The sequence below is a fragment of the Thalassospira sp. genome (assembly GCF_040218635.1).
GTDB lineage: Bacteria > Pseudomonadota > Alphaproteobacteria > Rhodospirillales > Thalassospiraceae > Thalassospira.
Window position 1 is genome coordinate 525,598 of sequence record NZ_JAVJRB010000012.1, and the last position, 18,731, is coordinate 544,328.

The 18,731-nt window shown below is 52.5% G+C and carries 15 protein-coding genes; 5 read left to right on the forward strand and 10 right to left on the reverse strand.

The features are described 5' to 3' along the window. Nucleotides 1-28 precede the first annotated feature (28 nt). Genes RIC05_RS16380 through dusA form a run of 3 tightly spaced genes read right to left on the reverse strand, consistent with a single transcriptional unit; the run spans nucleotide 29 to nucleotide 4,286 of the window. Complete coding sequence (locus tag RIC05_RS16380) at nucleotides 29-1,240, reverse strand: 3-phenylpropionate MFS transporter (RefSeq protein WP_350045711.1); 1,212 nt, start codon at nucleotides 1,238-1,240, stop codon at nucleotides 29-31. Continuing rightward, nucleotides 1,237-3,294 (reverse strand): bifunctional tRNA (5-methylaminomethyl-2-thiouridine)(34)-methyltransferase MnmC2/FAD-dependent 5-carboxymethylaminomethyl-2-thiouridine(34) oxidoreductase MnmC1, encoded by a 2,058-nt coding sequence (gene mnmC / locus RIC05_RS16385; RefSeq protein ID WP_350045712.1) that lies wholly within the window; start codon nucleotides 3,292-3,294, stop codon nucleotides 1,237-1,239. The genes RIC05_RS16380 and mnmC overlap by 4 nt, the downstream gene beginning before the upstream one ends. Further along, nucleotides 3,291-4,286, reverse strand: a complete 996-nt coding sequence (dusA, locus tag RIC05_RS16390; protein WP_350045713.1) for a tRNA dihydrouridine(20/20a) synthase DusA — start codon at nucleotides 4,284-4,286, stop codon at nucleotides 3,291-3,293. The genes mnmC and dusA overlap by 4 nt, the downstream gene beginning before the upstream one ends. Before the next feature lie 142 nt (nucleotides 4,287-4,428). Here dusA and RIC05_RS16395 point away from each other — a divergent pair, with 142 nt between their 5' ends. Then, nucleotides 4,429-4,782, forward strand: coding sequence for an ArsC/Spx/MgsR family protein (locus tag RIC05_RS16395; RefSeq protein ID WP_350042708.1), 354 nt, complete (start codon nucleotides 4,429-4,431; stop codon nucleotides 4,780-4,782). Between the two features lie 11 nt (nucleotides 4,783-4,793). Next, nucleotides 4,794-5,468 carry an HAD family hydrolase gene (locus RIC05_RS16400; RefSeq protein ID WP_350045714.1) on the forward strand — a complete coding sequence of 225 codons (675 nt, stop codon included), beginning with the start codon at nucleotides 4,794-4,796 and terminating at the stop codon, nucleotides 5,466-5,468. A gap of 78 nt (nucleotides 5,469-5,546) precedes the next feature. Here the strand turns inward: RIC05_RS16400 and ggt are convergent, their stop codons facing one another. Together ggt and RIC05_RS16410 are read right to left on the reverse strand one after the other, a co-directional pair. Further along, a complete protein-coding gene (gene ggt / locus RIC05_RS16405) occupies nucleotides 5,547-7,352 on the reverse strand; it encodes a gamma-glutamyltransferase (RefSeq protein ID WP_350045715.1) in 1,806 nt (601 codons plus the stop codon). Nucleotides 7,353-7,487: 135 nt separating this feature from the next. Further along, nucleotides 7,488-8,324 (reverse strand): alpha/beta hydrolase, encoded by an 837-nt coding sequence (locus RIC05_RS16410; protein ID WP_350042704.1) that lies wholly within the window; start codon nucleotides 8,322-8,324, stop codon nucleotides 7,488-7,490. Between the two features lie 245 nt (nucleotides 8,325-8,569). Between RIC05_RS16410 and RIC05_RS16415 the strand changes: the two genes are divergently transcribed. Both RIC05_RS16415 and RIC05_RS16420 read left to right on the forward strand, forming a co-directional pair. After that, a complete protein-coding gene (locus tag RIC05_RS16415) occupies nucleotides 8,570-9,250 on the forward strand; it encodes a Crp/Fnr family transcriptional regulator (protein ID WP_350042703.1) in 681 nt (226 codons plus the stop codon). A 268-nt stretch (nucleotides 9,251-9,518) separates the two neighbouring features. Beyond that, on the forward strand, nucleotides 9,519-9,893 hold the full coding sequence (locus RIC05_RS16420; RefSeq protein WP_350042702.1) for a DUF423 domain-containing protein: 375 nt from the start codon (nucleotides 9,519-9,521) through the stop codon (nucleotides 9,891-9,893). 143 nt (nucleotides 9,894-10,036) lie between these two features. Here RIC05_RS16420 and rpmG read toward each other — a convergent pair whose 3' ends face one another. From rpmG to RIC05_RS16435, 3 genes are all read right to left on the reverse strand, one after another. Beyond that, a complete protein-coding gene (rpmG, locus tag RIC05_RS16425; RefSeq protein ID WP_008890790.1) occupies nucleotides 10,037-10,204 on the reverse strand; it encodes a 50S ribosomal protein L33 in 168 nt (55 codons plus the stop codon). A 94-nt stretch (nucleotides 10,205-10,298) separates the two neighbouring features. Further along, complete coding sequence (locus tag RIC05_RS16430) at nucleotides 10,299-11,930, reverse strand: S41 family peptidase (protein WP_350045716.1); 1,632 nt, start codon at nucleotides 11,928-11,930, stop codon at nucleotides 10,299-10,301. A 72-nt stretch (nucleotides 11,931-12,002) separates the two neighbouring features. Beyond that, nucleotides 12,003-12,419 carry a DUF983 domain-containing protein gene (locus RIC05_RS16435; RefSeq protein WP_350042700.1) on the reverse strand — a complete coding sequence of 139 codons (417 nt, stop codon included), beginning with the start codon at nucleotides 12,417-12,419 and terminating at the stop codon, nucleotides 12,003-12,005. Nucleotides 12,420-12,605: 186 nt separating this feature from the next. On the opposite strand from RIC05_RS16435, the gene RIC05_RS16440 reads away from it, so the two are divergent. Further along, entirely contained in the window at nucleotides 12,606-13,388 is a 783-nt protein-coding gene (locus RIC05_RS16440; RefSeq protein ID WP_350045717.1) for an Hpt domain-containing protein, read from the forward strand. Nucleotides 13,389-13,463: 75 nt separating this feature from the next. Here the strand turns inward: RIC05_RS16440 and rnr are convergent, their stop codons facing one another. Further along, a complete protein-coding gene (gene rnr, locus RIC05_RS16445; protein ID WP_350045718.1) occupies nucleotides 13,464-15,905 on the reverse strand; it encodes a ribonuclease R in 2,442 nt (813 codons plus the stop codon). Between the two features lie 48 nt (nucleotides 15,906-15,953). Further along, entirely contained in the window at nucleotides 15,954-18,596 is a 2,643-nt protein-coding gene (topA, locus tag RIC05_RS16450) for a type I DNA topoisomerase (RefSeq protein WP_350045719.1), read from the reverse strand. Nucleotides 18,597-18,731: the final 135 nt, after the last annotated feature.

The following is an 18,731-nucleotide window of genomic DNA, read 5'->3' on the forward strand; positions in this document are numbered from 1 at the left end:
CAGGGGCGTATTTGATTAAGGGGTAGCTTTAGTCACAAAATGTCTGATCTTCACCACGCCAGCTTCGCATAAGCCAAAATGAAAATGCCAGTGCAATTCCCGAAAGAATGGCCATGACGTAATAGGCTTGCGATCCGAAATTCTCATAAAGCGGGCCGGATGCCCAAATGCTGCTGCCTAAAAACACCCCCATTGAAAGGGTCGCCATCAGGCTTTGCGCAGATGTCGCCAAGGCTTGCGGGATCGCACGGGCAATGAAGCTTACAGCGGCCAAATGCGTGATGCCAAAGGTCATGGCATGCAGCGGTTGAACCAGAATAATCAGCCAAATATTGTCGCTTGATCCCAAAACAAGCCAGCGAACGATACCGGCGAAGGCACCCAGCGCAAACAGCATGCCCGGATGGCGTCCGCGAACGAACCGGCCTGCAACGGCAAATAACGCAATTTCGGCGATCACGCCGATTGACCAGAAAATCCCGATCATTTCATGGGAATAGCCAACCGATTCCCAATGGACGGAGGCAAAGCTGTAATAGGTGCCGTGCGCACCTTGGGCAAAGCCGATACAGCCGAGATAGATCAGGAAAACCGGTTTGCGTAAAAGGTAAATCAACGACGATCCAGATCGCAACGGGCGGTCGGTTTGCGGATCGGGCATGCGGGTCAATATTGCAAAATTGACGATCCCGGCAATGAACAGCATCCAGACAATCCAGGAAGTTGATGTGCCATCCAGAACCCAACCGGCACCGTAGGATGCAAAAATGAACGCAAGCGATCCCCAAAGGCGCACACGACCGTAATCAAGATCACGGGCCTTGCATTCATGAACCGTGATCGTGGTGCCAAGTGGCAATAGCGGCGAAAAGGTAAAGCCGATCACCACGGATAATCCCGCTAGCCACCAGAAATTACTGGAAACCGGGAATGCCAGAATCGACAGTACGTAAATACCACCTAGCCACAGCATCGGCGTCTTGCGATTACCGGTACGGTCTGCGCGTTGGGCAATTAACGGGTCAGCAAAGACACGCACCCAGTTTGGCAAGGACAGCAAAATGCCGATTTCACCTGCCGACAATCCTTGCGCCTTTAACCATACCGGCCAATAAGGCAGGAAAACCCCCTGAATCAGGAATAACCCGACAAAAAACAGGGCAAGTATCGTTGCTGTTTGCATGCGATCAGATGCGTGGTCAGAAGATTGATTGTCGGGTGTCAGATTGGGGTTTTTCATGCCGTGATTTGCCGCCGTTTAAGTCCACGAACGATAAAACGGGCAGGGTGGACGGCATCCATCAGTGATTTTTCCAATGGCAGGGGCATGTCGCAAATCTCACTGGCAAGAATTTCGGCGGCAAGCGGGGCACCGATCAGTCCGCGCGCCCCAAATCCCGTACAGATATACACGTCTTTGTGGTAGGGCGCATTGATATATCGCGCGCCTTTTTTACCTTTATCCAGATCGGGATAGGCCGAAAGATATTGTTCAAAATCCGGGGCAGGGCCAATCACCGGCAAATGATCCTGTGTCGTTGTGCGCAACGCTGCACGGCCATCAAGGGACTTGGATGACAGGCTTTCGGCAATCTTGGGAAAGACCTTGCCCAACTGAGCGACGTTGTGGGCATGATCAGTATCGCGAAGATCGGTTTGTTCATCATCGCGCAGGAAGGTCGCGCCGAAGACATGCATGCCGTTTCTTGCCGGGGTTATATGCCCCTTATAGCTCAGAACACATTGGATGTTAGCGCTAACATACAGTTCGGAAATGACCGTTTCCGGGCAGTAACTGATTTGACCGCGAACGGGGATCAGTTGGTCGTCCAGCCACCTTGTTTGTGAGAGCATACTGGTTTCGGTTGCACCGGCAATGATGACGGCATCATAGGGACCAAATTCCCGTCCATCACTGCTGATCAGTGTTTTGCCCACGTGCGTGTTGGCAATGTCGGTGATGGTGGTCGACAGGTGACATTTGATGCCGTTGGTTAAGGTGCGCACGAAGGAAGGCGGACTAACCCATCCGGCAGACGGGTAAAACACCCCCCCCATGGGAACGGGCAGGCCAAAGCATGCACTGGCCTCATCGCGTGACATGGCCTGTATAAGATCAGGATGATCGGCAAGCCGCGCAAGCAAACCGTCTTGGCGTTCTTGTTTGCGGGCACTGGTCGCAAGGTCAAGCACACCACAAAAACCGGCCTCTATCAGGCCGTCATCGGAAAGACGTTTGATCTTACGATGGCTGAAACGAAATCCGGCCTCAAAGAATCGGCCCATAATGGCGTCATCAGCCGTGAAATAGGGTTCAATCATGCCAATGGGATTGCCCGATGCCGCATTTGCCAGTTGATCACGTTTTTCAAAGATCGTGACATGACATCCACGATTGCGCAGCGCATCAGCACAGGCCGCACCGGCCATGCCGCCGCCGATCACGGCAACCGATTTGGCGTTGCTGTTCTTGGGAAGGTTAAACCACGGATCGTCGGTAAAATGAAACCGGATGGTATCAATTGATTGGGTTTCCTTGGTGGGCAGCGTGGCCGTGATCATATCGCGCTTAAATTCAAACCCCTTGCGCTTGCTGACCGTAAATCCGGCACTTTCAAGCCCGTCGCGGACGATACGTGCTGCACTAAAGGTGGCAAGTGTTGCGCCCTTGGTGCTGGATGCCGAGGCAATCGCTGAAAACAACGACGCATGCCACATACCGGGATTTCGGGCAGGGGCAAAGCCATCAAGGAACCAGCAATCAATACTGCCCTCATACCCGGACCAGCATGTGATGGCATCGCCGATCAGAAGTGTCAGACTTACCGCGCCATTGCCAAGAATGAACCGATGTATGCCCGGCAACATTGTTTCCGTTGGCCAAATATCGCCCAGTTGATTTGATAATTCTGACAGTTCGGGCCAGTTTTGATGAGCCCGGATCATGTCATTACGGGAAAGCGGATATTTTTCGACAGAAACGAAATGAAGGCGTTTTGATTGATGCGGGTCTTGTGACCATGCCCGCCAAGCGGCCAGAAAGTTCAAGCCCGTGCCAAAGCCGGTTTCGCCAATGGTAAAATTTTCGCGGCTTTGCCACGCGGTCGGAAGGTTGTTGCCTTGAAGAAATACATAATCTGTTTCAGCCAAGCCATTGTTTGGACTGTAATATACATCCCCAAAATGCGGGGAAAATGGCACATCGCCATCGCGCCAGGTTATACCGCCAGCATCTGGCATGCTGCCGTCATCTGGCTTTGTTACTGGCGCGGCCGGGGTGTCGTCGTCTGTCATGCAGACAGGGCCTCGTCATCTTGCTCTGGGACCAGTGCAAGGGCTTCGCGAATGACCTCGGTTCCTGCCCCTTTGCGATGGGCATTCTCGCTTAGATATCGACGCCACTGTTTGGCACCCCGCATTTGCTGGAACAGGCCAAGCATGTGACGGGTGACGTGACCAATGGTTCCGTTTTCTTCTGTAAGGTGCTGCTCAATATAGGGCAGCATGGCTTCGACAACCTGATGTCTGCTCAGTGGTTTGCTGTCGTCGCCATAAAAGCGCCGATCTACATCCGATAGAACATACGGGTTCTGATAAGCTTCACGCCCGATCATAACGCCATCAACATGGTTCAGATGATCTTGCGCTTCATCAAGCGTCTTGATCCCGCCATTGATCAGAATTTCAAGTTCTGGGAATTCTTGCTTAAGCTGATAGACAAGCTCGTATCTCAGCGGAGGAACTTCGCGGTTCTCTTTGGGGGAGAGGCCTTTTAGCCACGCCTTGCGGGCATGCACGATGAAGGTTGTACAACCGGCATTGGCAACAGTTTCTGTGAACCGTTTAAGGGAGGGATAATCTTCTTGGTCATCAATGCCGATGCGGTTCTTGACCGTTACGGGGGCGCCACTGGCGGCAATCATCGATTTGACGCAATTTGCGACCACATCGGGTGTTCCCATCAGACAGGCGCCAAATGCACCGTTCTGCACGCGATCAGACGGACAACCGCAATTTAAGTTAACCTCGTCATAAGCATATGGGTTGGCAATATCACAGGCACGCGCCAGATCATCCGGGTCACTTCCACCAAGTTGAAGCGCAATCGGGTGTTCGGCATCATGATAGCGAAGATGCCGTTCCACGCCGCCATGAATGATCGCGCCTGTGGTGACCATTTCGGTATAGAGCAACGTACGACGACTGATTTGCCGCAAAAAATAGCGATCATGCCGGTCCGTCCAATCCATCATTGGGGCAACGGAAATACGTCGATTAACAGTCATGGGTCTACCGATTGTCTTCAAACTGGGTGAATGGGCTTGCCGTAGTCAAAGCGCGGTCTTTATATATGTTCCGGGATTTAGGGTCAAAACCGATTGCGAGATGCATGGCTGCATCCCAAAGAATTAAAACACAGGAATTGATATGGTTACGATTTACGGCATCAAGAATTGCGACACCGTGCGTAAGGCCCTTAAATGGTTTGACGCACAGGGCGTTGAAAACAAACTTCATGATTTCCGCGCTGATGGCATAGATGCCAAAACCATTGAAGGTTGGCTTGATGAAGTCGGCGGTACGGTTTTGATCAATAAGCGTGGTCCAAGCTATCGCAATCTTTCGGATGATGACAAAGCAACGTTGGAGCAGGGCGGTGCAGCGGCCTCGGCCATTCTTGCCGCCAACCCCACGGTTATCAAACGACCGGTTGTTGATTTCGGTGCAACCCGGACGGTTGCCTATGATGAAGAACGCTGGATCGAACTGGCGCGACTGTAAGGATACTAAATATGTCAAAGCCAGTCGTACGGGGCGTCATCTTTGATTGCGATGGTGTTCTTGTTGATACTGAAACGCTTGCCTGCCGCGTGCTGACGGATCAGCTGTGCGAATATGGCTGTGATATGGATATGACCAAGACCCATGATCTTTTCATTGGCGGAACACTGGCAATGGTGCCGCCAAAAATGAAAGATTTGTTTGGCATTGCGTTGCCTGATGATTGGTTATCGGAATGCTATCAACGTACGTTTGTTGCATTCCGAAATGATCTGGTCCCATATCCTGATTTGGCGCCGATTCTTGATCTGTTGGAAGCGCGTAACATCCCGATGGCGGTTGGCAGTAACGGGCCGCATGACAAGATGGATGTATCTTTGGGTAAAGTCGGCATCAAGGAGCGTTTCGGAGAGCGGATCTGTTCCGCCCATGACGTTGAAAATGCCAAGCCACACCCGGATGTCTATTTGTTGGCGGCGCAGAAGATGGGCGTTCCGATAACCGATTGCGTTGTCGTTGATGACAGCCAGAATGGTGTCCGGGCAGGTGTTGCATCCGGCGCGACCACCATCGGGTTGGTCGATATCACCCCCGAAAGCTATCTGCGTGAGGCGGGTGCTGATTTCATCGCAAAGGATCACAAGGATCTTTATACGCTTCTGGCCGACTGGGTGTCGTCGTCCTGAACACGGTATTGGTCTTCTGATCGAAAAAAAAACGGGCAGTCCGAAATAGTGGACTGCCCGTCTTTCATTTTGATGTGGTTATTGTCCGATAACGATACCTTCACGGCGCAAATCAGCACCACCAATTAGACCGTCATCAGTAATCATGATCGCGTGAATGCCAGAATTCAGATCACGCAGACTGGTTTTAAAACCCAGCGCGGCCAAGGCCGGTTCAAGACTTTCGGCACTTGTGCCTTCCTCGATGTCATATGTGCCAAACCGGTTGACCAGATGCGGCATATCGATGGCTTCTTGCGGGGATTTGTCCCAATCAATCATCGCGATCAAGGACTGTGCAACATAACCGATGATCCGCGACCCGCCGGGGGATCCCGTGACAATCGCCGGTGTGCCGTCTTTCATGGCAATCGTCGGCGCCATCGATGATCTTGGACGTTTACCGGGTGCCAGTGCATTGGCAATCGGAACACCGTCAGAATGGGTGCGGAACGAGAAATCCGTCAGTTCGTTATTCAACATGAAGCCACCGACCATCAAACGCGACCCAAAGCCGTTTTCAATGGTTGTCGTCATTGAAACCACATTGCCATAAATATCGACGATGGAAAAATGGCTGGTGCTGGGCAGTTCAATGGCTTCGTCATCGGCAAGGCGCATCGCATGGCTAAAGGCAGGTGCACCAGGACTGACATCTTCAAGGGCTGTTTCACCGGCAAGCAGTTTGGATCGTTCTGCCAGATAGGTTTTATCAAGCAGCCCGGCCACAGGCACTGGCAGGAAATCGCTATCGGCCATATATCGCCCGCGGTCAGCAAATGCCAAGCGTGACGCATCGCCAATCAACCGCCAGCTGTCGGGTGACTGTGGCCCCAGTGCCGCCAGATCATAAGGTTCGAGCAGTCCAAGAATTTGGCCGACGGTCAAGGCACCTGATGATGGTGGTCCCATCCCGCAAACGTCATACTCGCGGTAATCCACGCATACCGGCGCACGTTCCTTTACCCGATAATTTGCCATGTCCTGCAGTGACAGGACACCGGGGTTCCAATGTGCACCTTGAACCTTTGCAACGATATCCTTGGCAATTGTGCCGTTATAAAAGTTCGCGGTACCGTTCGTTGCCAGATCACGCAGGGTGGTGGCGTATTCCGGATTTTTCAGCAGTGTCCCAGCTTTGAGGGGCACACCATCCAGATCAAAGAAGTAACTTTTCGCAACCGGATCACGGGATAGTTTTTCGCTGTCACTGGAAATCAGTCCTGCAAGCCGTTCTGATACCTCAAACCCGTTGGTGGCGGTGTCAATCGCCAGGTTGAAAAGCGAATCCCAGGCAAGCTGTCCCCAATTTTCATGGGCTGTCTTCAACAGCGCGGGCGTACCCGGCGTTCCAACCGACCGACCACCGACAACCGCATCATAGAAATCAAGCGGTTCCCCGTTTTCGTCTTGAAACAGGGTAGGGGTCGCATCCATCGGGGCCGTTTCGCGCCCATCCAGCGTTGTCAGTTTTTTTGAACGGGCGTTGTAGTAAACCAGAAATGCACCACCACCGATGCCCGAAGATTGGGGTTCGACCAGTCCGAGCATGGTCTGAACCGTGACCATGGCATCAATTGCATTGCCACCATTGCGCAGGATGTCTGCACCGGCCTTAACCGCAAGCGGGTTGGCGGCAGTGATCATCCAGTCCTTGGCGCGCACTTCAGCACGCGATCCCGGTGTGCTATTGCCGGTGCTGCTTTCCGGGGCAATGGAGTCAGTTGTTTGTTGGGCTGTGGCGTAACTTGGCGTTGCGGCGATAAGTGTAATTGTCGCCAGCGCGGAGATAATTTGAATGTGTGGTTTTGCGGGGAATAAGGAAGCAGGAGCGATGAGGGGCATGTTCCGGACCTTTTTGCTGGGGCGATGTCAGAGATGCGGGGATTGCAACCCTGAACGGAATACGCAAATACAAACACCCGTATCCTGACAGATACGGGTGTTTGAGTGCAGTAAAAAATCGATCCGCTATCTGGATTATGCAGCGGTCTTGTTGCCCTTGCTGCGTTGCTGGGAAACCAGTTTGACTTGCAGCCATTCCAGTATGGTCTCAGCGACCTTTTCCCAGTTTTTATCCAGCATCATGGCGTGATGAATGTCGTCAATAAGTGCGTAATCCGCGCCATAGCGTTTGGCGGTGTGATGGGTCAGTTCACTTTGGATAATCTCGTCATCACGTGCCCCGATCACCAGCATTGAAGGCGTTTCCTCGGCAGACAGGAAAACGGGATTTGCCCCCATCATATCCATCAATGCGCGTTGGCTTTCGGTTTCAAGGCGGCCAAAATAGATCATGCCTTCATCTTCTGCGATATCGGGCGACAGCATTGCCCGCCCGAGCCTTTCGCGCAGATAGGTATGCGGACCGATGGCTTGAAGCCAGAACATCTGGAAAAACAAATCAGGCTGCGCCAGCGCCATCATCGCATTGCTGGCAAGAAGTCCTTCGGGGGGGACCGATGCCATCAGGATTGCGGTCTCGGCACTATGGCGTTCGAGATATTTCTGGATGATATAGCCGCCCATCGAATGGCCGATCAGGATCGGTTTTTGGCCCAAGGTGTCAACCACTTCTTCCAAATCTTCGACATAATCATCGATTGACGACAAGTTGCGCAATTGTCTTCCGCCACTGCCACCATGCCCGCGCAAGGAGAAGGAGACTGTTTCAAATCCTTGATCGGCAAACCACCCGAGAAAGTGCTCGTTCCAGCACCACGCACCTGTGAAGGCGCCGTGAACGAAAACGATGGGGTGTTTGCTTTTGGGTTTACCGACCGGGCTCCGGCGGAAAATTTCCAATTCTGGACTCATGGCAGGTCTCCTAAAGAAAACAGGATCAGTGCAAGATGAAGTCATGGTGGAAAATCATATGCGATGTTCGCACATGCAGCATGCATATGTCTATTGCGATATATGATCGGTGTTTTGTGTTGGCAATGATTGTCAGTACCAAGTTGTTTGCCTATGATTGGATCAGGGACAGAGGAATGGGAATAAGGGCAGCATCAAAGTTGCCATCCAGATAACAACAACAATGCAACAAAAAGCTTGGGTAAATGGTCAAATTATCTGTCGTTGGTATTTTCGCGGATTTGGACGAAGACGCGCTTGCCGATGTCGAACGTCACATAAATCGCAAAACTTTTGCTGCCGGGGCGCAGATTATTGAACCGGAAGCGGACAGTTCGGACGTCTATCTGATCCTTTCGGGGCGGGTGCGTATTGTGAACTATTCCCTGTCCGGGCGTGAAATCACGCTTGAAGAAATTGGCGCAGGCGGCTGCGTCGGGCAGCTTTCAGCCATTGACGGTGAACCACGTTCAGCATGTGTGTTTGCGGTGAGCAACACCGATGTCGGTATTCTCAGCCCGGCGAATTTCGAAAAAGTGGTCAAAAGCCATCCGTCCGTTGCATGGAATGTGATTAGTGAATTGGCAAGAATTGTCCGCACATCAACCCGTCGCATTGTCGATGTCAGCACACTTGGCGCGAACGAGCGGGTGGTTGCCGAAATTCTGCGCCGCGCCCAGGAAATTTGCCCTGACGGTGGTGCTGCTACGTTATCGCCAGTCCCGGTTCATTCCGAAGTCGCTGGCCGTGTGAGCACATCACGCGAAACTGTTGCACGGGTCATGGGAAGCCTTGGTCGCAAAGGACTGGTCTCAAAGCTTGAGAATGGTCTGCATGTTCCCGATGTCCGTCGATTGGAAGAATTCCTGAGTGAGTCGATTCACTAGGCTATTTGCCCAATTGAAAACGCAAAAACTAGAAATCGTATAAAGTTTTGCCTGATGTGATGACTGTCACAGAAATGCGCAGATCGCACAGGTACTAATATGAGTGTGACGGGCATTTCGATTGTCCGGCATATCTCCCCCAAGAGAGTTTACTGGCCGTACATTTATTGTACGGCCATTTTTTTGCGTTTTCGCATGGCCGGACCGGATGCAGATGATTACTGTTGCGCGAAGATTTTGATCTGAATGCGCAAAGGGGAATCCACGCATGCGAATATCTGTGGTGATGGCGGGGTTGAATGGTGCGATGGCAGTTGGCCTTGGTGCGTTCGCCGCACATGGCTTGGCCGGGACTGAAATGGATTATGCACGCGGTTTGGTAGAGAAGGGCGCGCATTACCAACTTGTTCATGCCGTCGCACTGGCGGCGATTGCAGGCCTTGTTCATCAGGTTCCCGATGAGAAGTTTTTGCGTCTTGCCGCCTATGCCATGCTTATGGGCATTTTATTCTTTTGCGGGTCGCTTTATATCATCGCCTTTAGCGGTATCACCGCCTTTGGTGCCGTTGCGCCAATCGGTGGGTTTGCGTTTATCATTGGCTGGCTATTGTTGGCTGCCGCAGGATATCGACGTTTCGCTTAAAGCCTGCGCGGCGAGCAAGTCGAGGGGCAAGTTATGTTGCCTCTCGAGCCACGACAGGCTGCGTTCAGCGCAAGAAAAAAGACGCGTCCCGAAGGACACGTCTTTTTAAAAGTCTGAGTGTAATCAGATTCCGAAGAACCAGATTACTTCATTTTCGCTTCTTTGAACACGACGTGCTTACGCACGACGGGGTCGTACTTGCGAAACTGGAATTTCTCGGTGGTATTCCGCGGGTTCTTCTTAACAACATAGAAGTAACCGGTATCTGCGGTGCTTACCAACTTTACGAGGATCGAAGCGGGCTTCGCCATGTCTCTGCATCCTGTGTTCAGGTGTATCTCAGGCGGCGGAACATAAAGGTTATCGCCAGAGTGTCAAGCCATTTTGGTGAAAAATAATGCATTTTTAGTGCGTCGGGAAAGTGTCGGCGATTTCCTGTTGTCCGATGAAGGCAAGATTCTTGTAATCAGGGCTGTTTTTCAACAATTCCAGCGCAACTTTGACGTCAAATAGATCGCCACTTGAGTTTGCTGGACAGACATTCCGGAGCTCCCGGCGGCTTTTTTCATCCTGATATTCAAGATTGCGCCATTTTACCATCATCGATGCAATTTTCTCGCGTTGGGAAAGAGCATCGGCAACGGGGTGAACGGCGTTCGTGCCATCTTCGGATTGAGTACAGATGGATGGAAAAATCCCGATTCTATCAAATGTGTAGCCAGAAGGGGCAGTCATCCGAGACCAGGTAAAGGTAAGCGTCCCGTGGTTGGGTAAATCATTAATCGCCTGAACCGACCCTTTGCCAAAGCTGGTAGAACCGATCAGGACGGCACGGTTGCGGTCTTGTAAGGCCGCAGCCACCAATTCGGCCGATGAGGCCGTGCGACCATCAATCAGAACAACAAGCGGTGCGCCGTTTGTCAGGTCCTTGGCATCGGCCTTGAAAATATGGCGGGCTGCGGTCACACGGGAAAACGTATTGCCGATCGCACCATTTTCAAGGAACAGGTCAGCCACTGCGACCCCTTGTTGGAGCAATCCGCCACGATTTCCCCGAAGGTCTAAAACCACGCCTTGCAGGCCGCCCTTATAAAGCTGTGCTTTGAGAATGTTATCGCCAAGCGCGGTTGCCGTTGCACTGTTAAAGCTGCTGACGCGTGCAATGAGGATATTATCGCGGAACTCGGCAAAGACTGTGCGATCAATGACGCGTTCACGCATGATTTCCATCGGTGTCACCGCGTCAGTGCCCGCAGAATTGACTTCGATGGTGACACTGCTGCCTTCTTCGCCATGGAGAAGGGCGGTAGCAAATGTGCTGGCCTTGCCATACATGTCCTGACCATTGACCGACAAAACCTGATCCCCCGGATGCAGTCCGGCTTTGGATGCCGGGCTTTCAGGGTGGACCAGTTTCACCACCGGATATCCGGTGCCGCCGATCAAACGCACGCCAATCCCGATATATCCATCGCGCCGATTACGTGCTGTTGCGGCCTGTTTGGGGCCTTCATAGCGGCTATAACGGTCAAGATTGCGAATGGCACCGCTTACAAGTGCCGATTGCACGTCAAGAGTTGGACTGTTCCGCAAAAGCGGGGAATAGGCGCGATAACTTGCAAGCCCGCTTAGCGTGATTTCTGACCAGATTTGCGTGCTGTCGGGGTTGGCAGGATCGAATGTGTCTTGCGGTAATGGAATGGTTCGAATGGTGCGTTGATCATATTGCAACACCAGATCATCAGGGGTGATGCCAACGCGAATATCGGCATCAATGTCTGAAAGCCCATCAAGGGTATTCACCAGAATTTGGTCGCGGCTGATTGGATCGATGTAGCGCGAAGCAACAAGTTCGATGGTTTGCGTGATCAGTTCGCGGGTTTGTGGATCCTCCGGTGCTGTGATCCCGGCAACCTGTGGCGTCCCGCAGGCGGCCTGCAAAAGACAAAGTCCGACCGCCGCACCAATACGCCGCCATTGGCGCAGGCCGTTTTGAAAAGCAGGGCGTTCCATTTGCGATGGACCAATATCGACCAAGCGACCAATCCGATAAAATCTGGGAACCAAACTAAAGTCATTCTAGAGGAGAATCTGGCATTTAGCCAATGACTATCCTTTGATCCGCATCGCCCATTGGGTGCCAAGAACCGCCCCTTTGATGAAGGGTAAAAATCCAAGGCAGAGCAAGACTGTCGCGGGCAGCCAGATCGATAGCTGCAACCCGAATGACGGTTTCATGGATTGTTCCATCATCAGCACACCGGGAACAACAATGTGACCAACCAGAAAAATCGTGAAATAGGGCGGGGCATCATCACACCGGTATTCGCCGATGGGATGGCTGCAGGAATCGCACTGGCTGCGGAGTTTAAGGTATCCGCCAAAGGCAAAGCCATTGCCGCAATTGGGGCATTTACGACGGAAGCCGCGGCGCAGGCCAAGTAAAAGGCGGCTGCCGCTGTCTTTTGGGCCATCATCGATGTTGTTGCTGTGCGGTTCGTTTTGCACTTGGTAGGGCTCGGTCATGGGGCGTTTCACTCCTGTTTCTTTCTAGCCCGCTCTTGATCCGGGTGGCAAAAAGGGGCATTGAAACGGTATGTCATCATCATGATGTTCAACAGCACAGGCAAGAGAAATCGGTTGGATTGAACCTTCTGCCGGGCAAGATTGATGCTGTTGAATAAGATAGATACCTGCCAAAGGAGTGCTCCAGTGGGAAATGCAGACGCAATTGTTGCCAGTCTGAAGCAAGACTTCATTGAGGACACTGTTGATCGAATTGATCGTATCGAAACGACAATTGATCGTGTCGCCAGCGGTATGGACGAGGCAGGTGCGGGCATCGCCGAGCTGCGCCGCGAAGCTCACACCGTTAAAGGGCTGGCTGGATCTTTCGGATTTCCATTGGTCGGGGCGATTGCCCACCGTCTGGAAGATTATATCGCTGATCTTACCGAGATTGACGACCGCGAAGCTGCATCTTTGGTTGATTTCACCAGCTGGATTCGTGAAGTCATCGAAAGTGGGGCGAACCCGCCAGCTGATGAAGAAACCCGCATTTTACGATCCCTTCCGACCCGCAGTGTCAAAGTCGATGACGCGGATGGAAAGGCAGATGCGGTTGCGGCACTCGATAAGGAAGTGCTGCTTGTAACCGCAACGGCTGTTCAAGCCAGTTTCCTACAGCGTGAGCTGCGTCAAAAGGGATTTCGGACTATCACGGCGAGAAACGCGGTCGAGGCGTTTGAGACGGTCGTGCAATCGCATCCTGATGCCGTGATTACAGCAGCAGTCCTAGATGGTCTAAGCGGGATCGAATTGGTTCGGGCACTGGCCGCGATGAAAACATTGGCGAACAAGAAACTTGGGCTTCTGACCAGTTTTGATGCCTCGCACCCCGATCTTGAAGGTCTGCCCGAAAACGTTGTTATTATTAACAACCGTGGCAAGCAGACATCAGAACATTTGGCAAAATTCATCGAGACGATGATGTAAGCGCCAATACGGCGGGTTTGATACGACAAAGGGCGGCCAGTTGGCCGCCCTTTGTCGTTGGAATTGTGCTTTACGCTATTCTGGTTTGTTGCCGTCTTTGGGGGCATTACGTGCGACCCGGTTAGATGCGACCAGTTTGCGTTGCTTTTTGGGCGTGGTTTTCTTTTTGCCAGCAGCTTTGCCACCGGGCTTACCCGTGGACTTGGTTGCTGACGTTCCACTTGGACCATTGGCGTCGCGTGGTCCGGATCGGAAACCGGGTTTGCTGCCGTGTCGGTGGCTACGGTCGCCCGGGCTTCCGCGGCGCTTGTTTTGCCCGCGGCGGCCCCGTGGTCGTTCAACCAGATCACGGTCCGTAATATCGGCATGCTCAGCCAAGCGCAGGGCAAGCGACCCGGTTGCTGCATCTGCATCCGCAATACGGACAACAACAGCATCGCCAAGCTGGAACTTTTTACCACGATTTTGACCGACCAACGCGTGACTGCCAGCGTCATGAACGTAATAGTCATCGGGCAGGGTGGAAATAGGTACAAGGCCATCCGCACCGGTTTCATTCAGCGAAATGAACAACCCGAAATGTGTGACCCCGGAAATCTTGCCGGGGAATTCGGCACCGACTTTATCGGACATATAGGCTGCAACATAACGATCAACAGCGTCACGTTCAGCCATGGCGGCACGGCGTTCTGTCGCCGAGATGTCTTCGCCAATCTGTTCAAACCGTTCGCCGTCTTCTGGTGGTAATCCACCTTCACCAAGTTTCAATCCAGCGATCAGGGCGCGATGAACCAGAAGGTCGGCATAACGTCGGATCGGGGATGTGAAGTGGCCATATTTCTTCAGGGCCAAGCCAAAGTGGCCAATATTGTCCGGGCTATACATCGCCTGTGACTGACTGCGCAAAACGACCGTATTGATCAATTCGGCTTCCGGGGTGTCTTTGGCCTTTTCAAGGATCTGGTTGAAGTCGCGTGGGCGCAGAACCGCTGCCTTGTTCAAGGTATAGCCAGCACCTTCAAGGAACTCACGCAACGCTTCGAGCTTTTCCTCGCTTGGTGCATCGTGGATACGATACATGCAAGGTTGCTTGATGCGTTCAAGTTCCTCGGCCGCGCAGACATTGGCCGCGATCATGAATTCTTCGATCAGCTTGTGGCTGTCGAACCGTGCACGTGGCGCGATTGCAACAATCTGACCTTGGTCATTAAGTTCAATCTTGCGTTCCGGTACATCAAGCTCAAGCACACCACGACGTTTGCGGGCTTCCAGGAACGCACCAAAGGCGCCGTAAAGCGGTTTGATGATGCTATCGACCAGTGGGCCGGTGGTGTCATCTGGTTGGCCATCCATGGCGCGTTGAACCTGATCATAGGTCAGGCGTGCGGCAGATTTCATCATCCCGCGGCAGAATTTATGGCGGATCTTGTGACCATGCTTATCAAGCCACATCTCAACGGCCATACAGCCGCGATCTTCGTGCGGAACCAGCGAACACCAGCCGTTTGACAGCTCAAACGGCAGCATCGGGACCACGCGATCCGGGAAATAACAGCTATTCCCGCGCTTGACGGCTTCGCGGTCCAAGGCATCACCTGGGCGGACATACCAAGACACATCAGCAATCGCGACCATGATGTGCCAACCGCCTTCGTTTTCAGGATCGGTGTCGGCTTCGGCCCATACGGCGTCATCGAAATCGCGCGCATCGGCACCATCAATGGTGACAAGCGGAATATCGCGAAGGTCGGTTCGCTTGTTCAGCGGCGTTGCCTTGGATTCCCGTGCCTGAAGTTCGACTTCTGGCGGGAATTCAAACGGAATGCCCCGTGCATGGATCGATACAAGGCTGATGGATTTTGGTTCGTTGATATTGCCAAGAACTTCTGTAATCCGTCCCTTGCGCAAGCCAAAATGTTTGCCCGGCAGAATTTCGGTCAGAACCAGCGCGCCGGTTTCAAGATCAGGATGGTCATCCTTTGGAACCGCGATCTCGCCGCTATCTTTGCGGTCTGTGGGCACAACGCGGCCTTCGCGTTCATTGGGACGATAAAGACCCAATACGCGTTGCGGGCCGCTGCCCAGAACCTTCATGATGCTGGCTTCATAGGTCTGCTTGCCGGTATAGCGCAGCTTTGCCAGAATTTTGTCACCGACGCCGGGCGCACTTGGGCCGCCACGGCGGATGGCTTTGACCAAAATCTGTGGTGGTTCGTAATCGTGTTTCCAAACATTCGGTTTGGCGAGAACTTCTCCGTCATCGTCAATGCCGGTAATTTCAAGAACCTCGACCGGGGGCAGGCGGTCCGGCTTGTCAAACCGCTTGCGGCCTTTGACGACATCGCCACCAATGTTGAGGTCCTTAAGAACCTTTTTAAGCTGGATCTTCGCAGCACCCTTGATGTTAAAGGCGCGCGCAATCTCTCGCTTGCCCACGGGGGTGGGGCTCATGCTGATGAATTCGATGATTTCTTCCCGTGTCGGGAAGTATTTTTTGTCTTCTGTGTCGTTCGCCAAGTTTGTGGCGTCCTTTCAATTAAATGCCATCTAAAAGGAAGGCGGCGATTAAGTCGCCGCCGCCTTTTTAGTGGTTGTCTTTTTCGCTGCAGGTTTCTTTGCAGCTTTCTTTTTTGCCGGCGCTTTTTTCGCCGCAGTTGATTTGGTCGCCGTTTTCTTGGCCGGGGCTTTTGATGTTTTACCCGACTTGGCGTCCTTTTCCTTAATCGCCTTTATCGCCATCTCAAGCGTGATGTCATCGCGCTCCACATCGCGGATATTGGCGATTGTCTTTTTGTGTTTAACAAACGGTCCCCAGCGGCCAACGGCAACAAAGATCGGTTCGTTGTCATCGGGGTGCTTGCCGAGTTCCTTGCCCGCTTTTTCGCGTTTGTCTGCGACAAGGGTGATGGCGCGGTTTTCACCAATGGTGAGAACGTCATCGTCCGCCTTAAGCGAGGCAAAAATACTGCCAGCCTGAATATAGGGACCGAAACGGCCAATATTGGCTTTCATTTCGTCGCCGGTGTCCGGGTAAATCCCGACAAAGCGCGGCAATGTCAGAAGCTCTTCTGCCTTGGACAGATCCACAACAGATGGCTCCAGCCCTTTGGGCAAAGAAGTGCGTTTCGGTTTAACCTTTTTGGGTTTGCCGTTTTTGCCTTCGACTTCTTCTTCTTCGCCAAGCTGTACGTAAACGCCATAAGGGCCTTTGCGGAGTGTGATTTCCTTGCCGGTTTCCTTATCGATACCAAGAACCTTTGGTCCCGTATCAAGTTCGGAATCGTTGCCATTTTCATTGGCAACCAATGGCCGGGTGAAACTACAGTCAGGGTAGTTCGAACAGCCAAGGAATGCACCGAATTTACCAAGTTTAAGGCTCAGCGTGCCATCAGCGCATTTCGGGCATTTATGCGGATCTACACCGTCTTCGCGCGTTGGGAAGAGATAGTTTTCCAACATCACCTGAAGCGCATCAAGCACCTCGGTGATTTTCAGTTCTTTGGCTTCGTCGACATTGCCTTTGAACGATTTCCAGAAATCCTTGAGAACGTCTTTCCAGGCCAGTTTGCCCATCGAGACTTCATCAAGCTGGTTTTCCAGATCGGCTGTGAAGTTGTACTGCACATAACGTTCAAAGAATTTCGACAGGAAGGCCGTTACCAGACGGCCACGGTCCTGTGCGACAAAACGTCGACGTTCCAAAAGGACGTAGTTACGATCCTGCAGAACCGAAATGATCGATGCATAGGTCGACGGGCGGCCAATGCCCAGTTCTTCCATCTTTTTAACCAGGCTCGCCTCGGTATAGCGGGGCGGGGGCTGGGTAAAGTGTTGATCAATCGTGACTTTGCCAAGATCAGGTTTCTGGCCCTCGGTAAGGGGCGGCAGACGACGATCGTTTTCGTCATCAGAATCGTCATCTTTGCCTTCCTGATAAAGTTTCAGGAAGCCGTCAAATTTAACGACCGAACCATTCGCACGCAAAACGACATGATTGTCGTTCGATGACAAATCAACAGCCACCTGATCAAAACGGGCGTCTTCCATCTGACAGGCGACAGTCCGTTTCCAGATCAGGGTGTAAAGGGCGAGTTGGTCCTTATCAAGATGGCGCGACACCTGATCGGGGCGTCGGAACAAATCGGTTGGTCGCACCGCCTCGTGGGCTTCTTGTGCATTTTTGGCTTTGTTTGCAAAACTACGCGGGCTTGATGGAAGGTAGGCGTCGCCATAATCCTTGCCAATCAGTCGGCGGGCGGCTGCCAATGCTTCTTGTGACAGAACGACAGCATCGGTACGCATATACGTGATCAGACCGACGGTCTCACCACCGATATCAACGCCTTCATACAGGCGCTGGGCAAGCTGCATGGTGCGTTTTGTCCCAAAGCCGAGCTTACGCGATGCTTCCTGTTGCAGGGTCGAGGTGGTGAATGGTGGCTGCGGACGCCGTTTGACGTCTTTGCGTTCAACCTTGGAAACGGTGTAGCTGCGGCTTTCGACCTTTTCCTTGGCAATTTTGGCGGCATCTTCATTGCCAAGGGCAAGCTTATCAAGTTTCTCGCCATTCAAATGCGTCAGACGCGCAGAAAAATTGCCTTCAGGAACGCTCAGGCCCGCCTCAAGCGACCAGTATTCATCGGCCTTGAAGGCCTCGATTTCAATTTCACGCTCGCAAATCAGGCGTAACGCGACCGATTGCACGCGACCAGCAGAACGTGAACCGGGCAATTTGCGCCACAGAACCGGCGACAGGTTAAACCCGACCAGATAATCCAATGCGCGGCGCGCCAGATAGGCATCGACCAGTTCTTGGTTAAGTTCGCGTGGATTGGCGATGGCTTCGGTGACGGCTTTCTTGGTGATCTCGTGGAACACGACGCGGTGAACATCACGACCGCGGAGCAGCTTTTTCTGCTCGAGAACTTCAAGAATGTGCCACGAAATCGCTTCTCCTTCACGATCCGGGTCAGTCGCGAGAAAGATTGTGTCAGAGTCACGTGCTGCAGATGCGATTTCCTTGATCTGCTTTTCAGATCGACCGTCGGTTTCCCAGACCATCGAAAAATCGTTGTCTGTATCTACCGAACCGTCTTTTGACGGAAGATCGCGGATGTGACCGAAGGATGCCAGCACCTTATAATCATCACCGAGATATTTGTTGATCGTCTTGGCTTTGGCCGGGGATTCGACGATGACAAGATTCATTACGTTTTTCGTGTCCGGTTCTTGCGCCCGAAGGCGATCATTATGTTGTGCGTTAAATAATCCGAATGAGCGACACATATATATAGTGTGTGCCTGTATTCCAGATCAGATTGCGCAAATTGCAGCAAATCACAA